This is a genomic window from Mycobacterium sp. (assembly GCF_035499775.1).
Taxonomy (GTDB): domain Bacteria; phylum Actinomycetota; class Actinomycetes; order Mycobacteriales; family Mycobacteriaceae; genus Mycobacterium.
The window spans coordinates 21759-29848 of record NZ_DATJYB010000631.1 but is presented as its reverse complement, the minus strand read 5'-3'; the positions used below and the strand labels follow the sequence as shown (position 1 = coordinate 29848).

Below are 8090 nucleotides of genomic sequence, written 5' to 3'. Positions count from 1 at the left end.
TCGCTGGCGCCCCGCTCGAGCGCCGCGTCGAGCGACGCCTGGTCGCGCACGTCCGCCACCGCCGTCACCGCCCGTCGGCCGCTCTTCTCGACCAGCCGCGCCGTCTCCTCGAGGTCCTCCGGTCGGGCCAGCGGATACTCGTTGGTGTCGATGTCTTCACACAGATCAACCGCGATGATGTCGGCACCCTCCGCGGCGAGCATCCGCGCGTGCGACCGCCCCTGACCGCGTGCGGCCCCGCTGATTACGGCAACCTTGCCCGTCACCCTGCCCATCGCCCCAGCCCTTATATTCCAATGCCTGTCTTAGCGACCCGCACTGGGGTCCAAGGACTTTCGCGACCTGAGCAGCCAAGCCACTGGTGCGCTGCATCGGGAATTGGGCTCAGATCAACGATCGGCTCCATCGCATCTCTCCCACGAAATACTGCCGCGAATCCGAGCGCGGCGGCAGCCGGGCTACTGTATCCCCTACAGTAGCTAGAATATCTAAAATAGCAAGAAATGGGACGACCACCTCCTACCGCCGCGCGAGCGGCCGCGAATGCACGCGGTTGATGGCGTGTAGGCGTACAAATGGGCGCGCTCGCGCCCGTCGGCGCCAATGCTGAAACGTTCCGGGGCCGCGCGGCGAAACAGAATCGTAGGAGTAGCCGAAATACGCGTTGTGCTGCCCTGATGGCGATACCCTTTGCCGAGAGCTCGCGCAGGTTAGGGAGGTTCCCTGATGTCGTTCCTCATCGCGGCGCCGGAGCTGGTGGCGGCGGCGGCCACGGACCTGGCGAGGGTCGGCTCGTCGATCAGTGCGGCCAATGCGGCCGCGGCAGCTCCGACGGCGTCGGTGATCGCGGCGGGCGCCGACGAGGTATCGGCGGCGATCGCGGCACTATTCGGATCGCATGCTCAGGCATATCAGGCGCTCAGCGCGCAGGCAGCGACCTTCCACGCCAATTTCGTACAGACCCTCAAGGCGGGCGCCGGCAGCTACGTCTCCGCCGAGGCGGCTAACGCGACGCCTTTGCAGAGCGTGGAGCAAAAGGCGCTGGCCGCGATCAACGCGCCTGCCCAGGCGATCTTCGATCGCCCGCTGATCGGCAACGGCGCCAACGCGACGGCGGCGGGCGGCAACGGCGGCGACGGCGGCATCTTGTTCGGCAGCGGCGGCAACGGCGCGACCGGCGACCCCGGCAAGCCGGGCGGTAACGGCGGGAACGCCGGGCTGATCGGCAACGGCGGCAAGGGCGGGGCCGGCGGGGACGCCACCGACGCCGGCGCTACCGGCGGCAAGGGCGGTGCGGGTGGCAAAGGCGGGTTGCTGTGGGGCAACGGCGGCGACGGCGGCGAGGGCGGGGCCGGCAGCGCCACGCCCCCGGCGCCGAATCCTCCGGTAGTAGTGCCCACGGTGGGCGCCAGCGGCGGCGACGGCGGTAACGGCGGCAACGCCGGGCTGTTCTACGGGCAAGGCGGAATGGGCGGAACCGGCGGGACCGGTGGGGCCGCGCCCCCCATTGCCGGGCTGGGAGCGGGCGGCGTCGGCGGCACGGGCGGCACCGGCGGCAACGCCGCGCTGTTATTCGGTACCGGCGGCCTCGGCGGCGACGGCGGTATCGGCGGCGTCGACGATCCGGGCGGCGTGCTCACCACAGCCGGCTATGGCGGTCAGGGTGGCAACGGCGGACAAGGCGGCCTGTGGCTCGGCACCGCCGGCGCCGGTGGGACCGGTGGGGCCGGCGGAAACGCGACCAACACCGCGGCGAGTAGTGGTGGCCATGGCGGCTCCGGCGGCAACGGTGGCGCCCTGGGACTCTTCGGCACCGGCGGAGCCGGCGGAAACGGCGGCGTTGGCGGGGACGGAACCGGCGCCGGCACGACAGGCGGCAACGGTGGTGTGGGCGGCCTCGGTGGCGACGGCAGCCCCGGTGGCCTGATTTCGGGTAACGCAGGCGCCGGCGGCGACGGCGGGCTCGGTGGCAGCGGCGGTATCGGCAGCGTCCTGCAGGGCTTTGGCGGATCCGGCGGTTTCGGCGGCAACGGCGGCGACGCCTGGTTCATCGGCAACGGCGGGAAGGGCGGCATCGGAGGCAGCGTGCCGACGTTCACGGCCCAGGGAGTTAGCGTGGCGGCCGGCAACGGCGGTACCGGCGGCAACGGCGGAGCCCTGTTCGGTAACGGCGGCGACGGCGGCGCCGCCGGTCATGCCCTCGGTGCGCGCCTGTACGGCCAGGGTGGCGCCGGCGGGAATGCCGGATTCGTGTTCGGCAACGGCGGGCATGGCGGCATGGGCGGTGCCGACAGCAACGCCATCAACACCGGTGACGTCGTCGGCACCGGCGGTGCGGGCGGCAACGGTGCGCTGCTGTTCGGCAACGGCGGCGGGGGCGGGGTCGGCGGCGCCAACTCGACGAACCCCGGAGCCGGCAATGGCGGCGCCGGCGGAGACAGTGGCTGGATCTTCGGCCGCGGCGGCGACGGCGGGGACGGCGGTCCCGGATCGACACTCGGGGCCGGTGCCGGCGGTGACGGCGGCAACTCCCGGTTCATCGGCAACGGCGGCGACGGCGGCAACGGTGTCCCCCCTGCTCCCGGCGGCGCGGGCGGCAGCGGCGGCCTGTTGTTCGGCCAGGACGGGGCCCACGGAACGTAGCTGCCGCCGACGGCAAACCGTGTGAACCCGACCCTGTAGGGCGGGATGTTCAGTAGGGTATCCGCGTGCACGAGGTGGCCGGTCATCAGCGCCGGGTCGGCCCATCGCCGGGACTAGACCCGCAGAGCCGCCTGCAACGCTATGAACAGGCGTTTGCTGAGCTCGATGCCCCGTTTGCCTTCGTAGACCTCGACGCGATGTGGGGCAATGCCGACCAGTTGCTGTCGCGTGCCGGCGACAAGCCCATCCGGGTGGCGTCGAAGTCCCTGCGCTGCCGGCCCGTGCAGCGCGAAATCCTGGATGCTCACCCACGGTTCAGCGGGCTGATGACCTTCACGCTGCCCGAGACGCTGTGGCTGGCCGGGCACGGCTTCGACAACCTGTTGCTCGCCTATCCGACGACTGACCGCGCGGCCCTGCGCCAGCTCGGCGAGCTGACCGCCGAGGACCCCGACAAGGCGCCGATCGTCATGGTCGACAGCGTCGACCACCTCGACCTGATCCAGAGCGCGACCGACCAGCCGGTGCGGCTGTGCCTGGATCTCGACGCCGGCTACTGGCCGGCCGGGGGACGGGTGAAGATCGGCCCCAAGCGCTCGCCGATACACACCCCGGAACAGGCGCGCGCCCTTGCGGAGGAGATCGCGCGGCGCCCGGCCCTCAAGTTGGTGGCGCTGATGTCCTACGAGGGGCACATCGCGGGCTTCGGCGACAAGGTGGCCGGCAAGTTCGCCCAGAATCTCATCGTGCAACGGATGCAGCGCATGTCGTTCGACGAGTTGCGGGAACGCCGCGCCCGCGCTGTCGAATTGCTGCGCGAAGTCGCCGACCTCGAGATCGTCAACGCGGGCGGCACCGGCGATCTACAGCTGGTCGCACAGGAGCCGGCCATGACCGAGGCGACCGCCGGCTCGGGGTTCTACGCGCCGACCCTGTTCGACTCGTATTCGACCTTCACCTTGCAGCCGGCGGCGATGTTCGCGCTGCCGGTGTCGCGCCGGCCCGACGCGAAGACCGCGACGGCGCTCGGGGGCGGCTACCTGGCCAGCGGTGTCGGTGCGAAGGACCGCATGCCGACGCCCTACCTGCCGACCGGGCTCACGCTCGACTCGATGGAGGGTACCGGCGAGGTCCAAACACCGCTGCGCGGCGAGGCGGCCCGACGGCTGCAGGTGGGCGACAAGGTCTACTTCCGCCACACCAAGGCCGGCGAGTTGTGTGAGCGGTTCGACTGCCTGCATCTGGTCCGGGGAGCACGGATCGTCGATACGGTCCCGACCTACCGCGGCGAGGGGCGCACGTTTCTGTAGTAAGCCGAGCCTGTGATTGCGAAGGAGCTGCCATGACGGCGATCAACGCGCTGCCGACCGAGCTGGCCACCATGCGTGAGGTCGTCGAGACGCTGGCACCGATCGAGCGCGCCGCGGGCGAGCCGGGCGAGCAGCAGGCCGCCGAATGGATCGTCGAACGCCTACGGGCGGCGGGTGCGCAGAACGTGCGGATCGAGGAGGAGCAGTTCTTCGACGGCTACCCGCAGCTGCACGTCAAGCTGGCCTCGATCGGGGTGGCCGCCGGTCTCGCGGGCCTGGTCAGCCGGCACCTGCGGGTGCCCGCAGCGGTGGCGGGCGTCGGTGCCGGGCTGGCGATCGCCGACGACTGTTCCAACGGTCCGCGCGTCGTGCGTACCAGGATGCAAGAGGCGCGGACGACGTGGAACGTCGTCGGCGAAGCGGGTGATCTCGACGGCGAGCACACGGTTGTGGTGTGCGCTCACCACGACGCCGCACACACTGGCAAGTTCTTCAACCCAGGTCCGCAGCAATTCTTGGTTGAGCGATTTCCCGGGATCGCTGAGCGCATGAACACGTCGTTACCCAGCTGGTGGCCGGCGATCGCCGCACCCACGCTGGCCGGCGTCGGGGCGCTGCGCGGCAGCCGCCGGATGATGATCGCGGGAGCCGCAATGAGCGCGGTAGCGGCGGTCGTATTCAACGACATCGCTCGCAGCCCGGTCGTCCCCGGAGCCAACGACAACCTGTCCGCCGTGGCGCTGCTCGTCGCGCTTGCCGAGCGGCTGCGCGAACGGCCGGTGAAAGGCGTACGGGCCCTGCTTGTTTCGCTTGGCGCCGAGGAAATACTGCAGGGCGGCATCTACGGATTCATGGCGCGTCACGAGCCCGAACTCGACCACGATCGAACATACTTCCTGAACTTCGACACGGTCGGCTCGCCGGAGTTGATCATGCTCGAGGGTGAGGGCACCACGGTGATGGAGGACTACTACCGCGGCGCGTTTCGGGATCTGGTAGTCCGCGCCGCCGAGCGGGCCGACGCTCCGGTGCGCCGAGGTATGCGGTCCCGCAACAGCACCGACGCGGTCATCATGAGCCGCGCGCGATACCCGACCGCGTGTTTCTCGTCGATCGACCGCTACAAGGAGTTGTCGAACTACCACCTGATGTCGGACATTCCGGAGAACCTGGTCTACGAGACGGTGAGCCACGCCGTCACGGTCTCCGAGGCAGTCATGCGGGAATTGGTGCGTTGAGCCTCATCTGGTGCAACTGGGCCCGCGAACAGTTCTGCGCCCCTTCGGCGATCGTGCGGCCGGGCTCGGAGGACGAGCTGGTCGCCGTGGTCAGGTCCGCAGCGCGACGCGGTGAGCGCGTACGCGCCGTCGGCACCGGACATTCCTTCACCGATTGCGCCTGCACCGACGGGGTGATGATCGACATGACCGGCCTGCAGCGGGTCGTCGACGCGGATACTGCAACGGGTTTGGTGACGATCGAGGGTGGCGCGAAGCTGCACACGCTCGGTCCGCAGCTGGCCGCGCGCGGGCTGGGGCTGGAGAACCAGGGCGACATCGACGCGCAGTCCATCACCGGTGCCACCGCGACCGCGACACATGGAACGGGAGCGCGTTTTCCGAACCTGTCGGCGCGGATCGTCTCGCTGCGACTGGTCACCGCGAGCGGCGAGGTGCTCACGTTGTCGCAGGGCTCCGATGACTACCTGGCGGCGCGGGTGTCACTGGGCGCGCTGGGGGTGATCTCGCAGGTGACCGTGCAGACCGTGCCGCTGTATACGCTGCATCGCCGAGACGAGCGGCGCGCACTGACCGAGACGCTGGACCGGCTCGACGAGTTCGTGGACGAAAATGACCATTTCGAATTTTTCGTATTCCCCTATGGGAAAACAGCTTTGACGCGCACGACGAGACGCAGCACCGAAGAGCCCACGCCGACGCCGACCTGGAAACGCAGGCTGACCGAGGACGTCGAAAACGTCGGTCTGAGCCTGATGTGCCGGACTGGCCGCCGATTCCCAAGTGCGGCAGCAGGACTCAACAAACTGATGACGAGCATGATACAGGATTCCACCGTCGAAGATCGCGCGTACAAGGTCTACGCGACCGAGCGCAAGGTCAGGTTCACCGAGATGGAGTACGCGATCCCGCGTGAGCATGCCCGCGACGCGATTCGGCGCGTCATCGATATCGTGCACCGCCGCACACTGCCGATCTTGTTCCCGCTCGAGGTGCGGTTCGCGGCACCCGACGACGCCTTCTTGTCGACCGCGGCCGGGCGCGACACCTGCTATATCGCCGTCCACCAGTACAGCGGCATGGAATTCGAAACGTATTTCCGCGCCGTCGAGGAGATCATGGACGAGTACGCGGGCCGGCCGCACTGGGGCAAGCGCCACTATCAGACCGCCGGCACGCTTCGGGAACGCTATCCCGATTGGGACCGGTTCACCGCCGTCCGCGACCGCCTGGATCCCGATCGGGTGTTCCGCAACGACTACACCCGGCGGGTGCTGGGCAACTGACGCACACGACCAAAGGCCCTAACTGTAGGGACCAAAGTCATTGGCTGCCAATGTGCTAGTGACCTCGGTCGCCGGCAGCCGTAGGTTTGTGCGTGGAGCGGATTGGGGCCACACATGACCGAATTCATGCGCAACAGCGACGCCTTTACCTGGGCAATGGAAACAGATCCGCGACTGCGCTCGACCGTGGTCAGTGTGGTGTTACTGGACCGATCCCCGGACTGGGACCAGGTGCGCCAGCGATTCGACCTGATAACCCGGAAATTGCCGATGTTTCGCCAGCGCGTAGTGCCGTCGCCGCCGCCGGCCCCGCCGCGGTGGGAGTACGACTACGACTTCGAGCTGGATTACCACATACGGCGCACGGCCCTCTCCGGACCCGGCACGCTCGACGACGTGCTCGAGTTGGCCCGGTTGGCCGAGATGCAGGATTTCGACCGTGCCCGCGCACTCTGGGAAACGACGCTGGTCGAAGGGCTGGAAGGCGGCCGCGCGGCAGTGATCTGTAAGTTCCACCACGCCCTTACCGATGGTGTCGGCGGTGTCCAGATCGCGATGAACCTGTTCGACCTTTCCGAAGAGCACTATGCGTCCGAGCCGCTGCCCGGCGAGCCGGAGGTTCCCAGGCGATCGCGATTCGACGGATACCGCGACGCCTGGCGCTACAACAGGTCGCTTGTCGGTGATGCGTTCAGCGAAGCGGTGAAGCAGGCGCCACGATGGACGTACGACGCTGTCCGGCGGCCGATCTCGACGGTCCGATCGCTCGGCGCCAACGCCGCGTCGGTCTACCGGACCGTCCGGCCCATCAGCCACCCCGGATCTGCGCTGACCAAGGAGCGCGGCCTGATCCGTCATCTCACCGTGCACGAGGTGCCCCGCGAACAGCTGCGCGAGGCGGCGCACCGGTGCGGTGGCGCCCTCAACGATGCGTTTGTGGCCGCCGTAGCCGGTGGGTTGCGCCGCTACCACGAGAAACATGGCGTCGCAGTTGGTGATCTGCACTTGTCGATGCCGATCAGCCTGCGAACAGGCGACGACGAAATGGGCGGAAACCGGATCACGCTGATGCGGTTCGACGTGCCCGTGGGCGAGCCCGACCCGGCACGGCGCATCAAGGCGATCCACGAACGCGTCCGCGCGGTACGCCAGGAACGGTCCCTGCCATACACCCAGTTGATCGCCGGCGTGCTCAACCTGGTGCCCCGCTGGTATATCGGCTCGGTGTTGCGGCACGTCGATTTCGTGGCCAGCGACGTGCCGGGTGTCCCGGTTCCAGTCTTCCTCGGCGGTGCCGCGGTGCTGGGACAATACGCATTCGGACCGACGATCGGCGCGTCGGTAAACGTCACCCTGCTGACCTATGTCGATACCTGCGCCCTGGGCATCACCGTGGATACCGCGGCGATGCCGGACTACGACGTTTTCCATGACGCGCTGGTAGCCGGATTCGACGAAGTATTGGCGCTCGCAGACTAATTCGGGCCGCACCGATGCGGTACCAGGACGATCACAGCTGTATACCGATGTGAACGCCGGTCTGGCGCAACAGAACCGATGCACAAATCATTGCACAGTGCGCCATATGGGAGAACGGTCACGAGTTATCGCCA

Annotated in this window: 6 protein-coding genes; 5 read left to right on the top strand and 1 reads right to left on the bottom strand. The window is 68.3% G+C overall.

All coding sequences use genetic code 11. The features are described from left to right. Positions 1–275: SDR family NAD(P)-dependent oxidoreductase (locus VML93_RS37705; RefSeq protein WP_325618857.1), on the bottom strand; the 275-nt coding region annotated here is incomplete at its 3' end. A 451-nt stretch (positions 276–726) separates the two neighbouring features. On the opposite strand from VML93_RS37705, the gene VML93_RS37700 reads away from it, so the two are divergent. The 5 genes from VML93_RS37700 (at position 727) to VML93_RS37680 (ending at position 7956) form a co-directional block, all read left to right on the top strand. Beyond that, positions 727–2643 (top strand): PE family protein, encoded by a 1917-nt coding sequence (locus VML93_RS37700; RefSeq protein ID WP_325618855.1) that lies wholly within the window; start codon positions 727–729, stop codon positions 2641–2643. A gap of 65 nt (positions 2644–2708) precedes the next feature. Next, a complete protein-coding gene (locus tag VML93_RS37695) occupies positions 2709–3953 on the top strand; it encodes an amino acid deaminase/aldolase (RefSeq protein WP_325618853.1) in 1245 nt (414 codons plus the stop codon). 32 nt (positions 3954–3985) lie between these two features. Beyond that, positions 3986–5191, top strand: coding sequence for a M28 family metallopeptidase (locus VML93_RS37690; RefSeq protein WP_325618850.1), 1206 nt, complete (start codon positions 3986–3988; stop codon positions 5189–5191). Then, positions 5188–6477: a D-arabinono-1,4-lactone oxidase gene (locus tag VML93_RS37685; protein WP_325618848.1), complete on the top strand. Its 1290-nt coding sequence runs from the start codon at positions 5188–5190 to the stop codon at positions 6475–6477. Before VML93_RS37690 ends, VML93_RS37685 begins: the two co-directional genes overlap by 4 nt. Before the next feature lie 114 nt (positions 6478–6591). Continuing rightward, complete coding sequence (locus VML93_RS37680) at positions 6592–7956, top strand: wax ester/triacylglycerol synthase domain-containing protein (RefSeq protein ID WP_325618846.1); 1365 nt, start codon at positions 6592–6594, stop codon at positions 7954–7956. Positions 7957–8090: the final 134 nt, after the last annotated feature.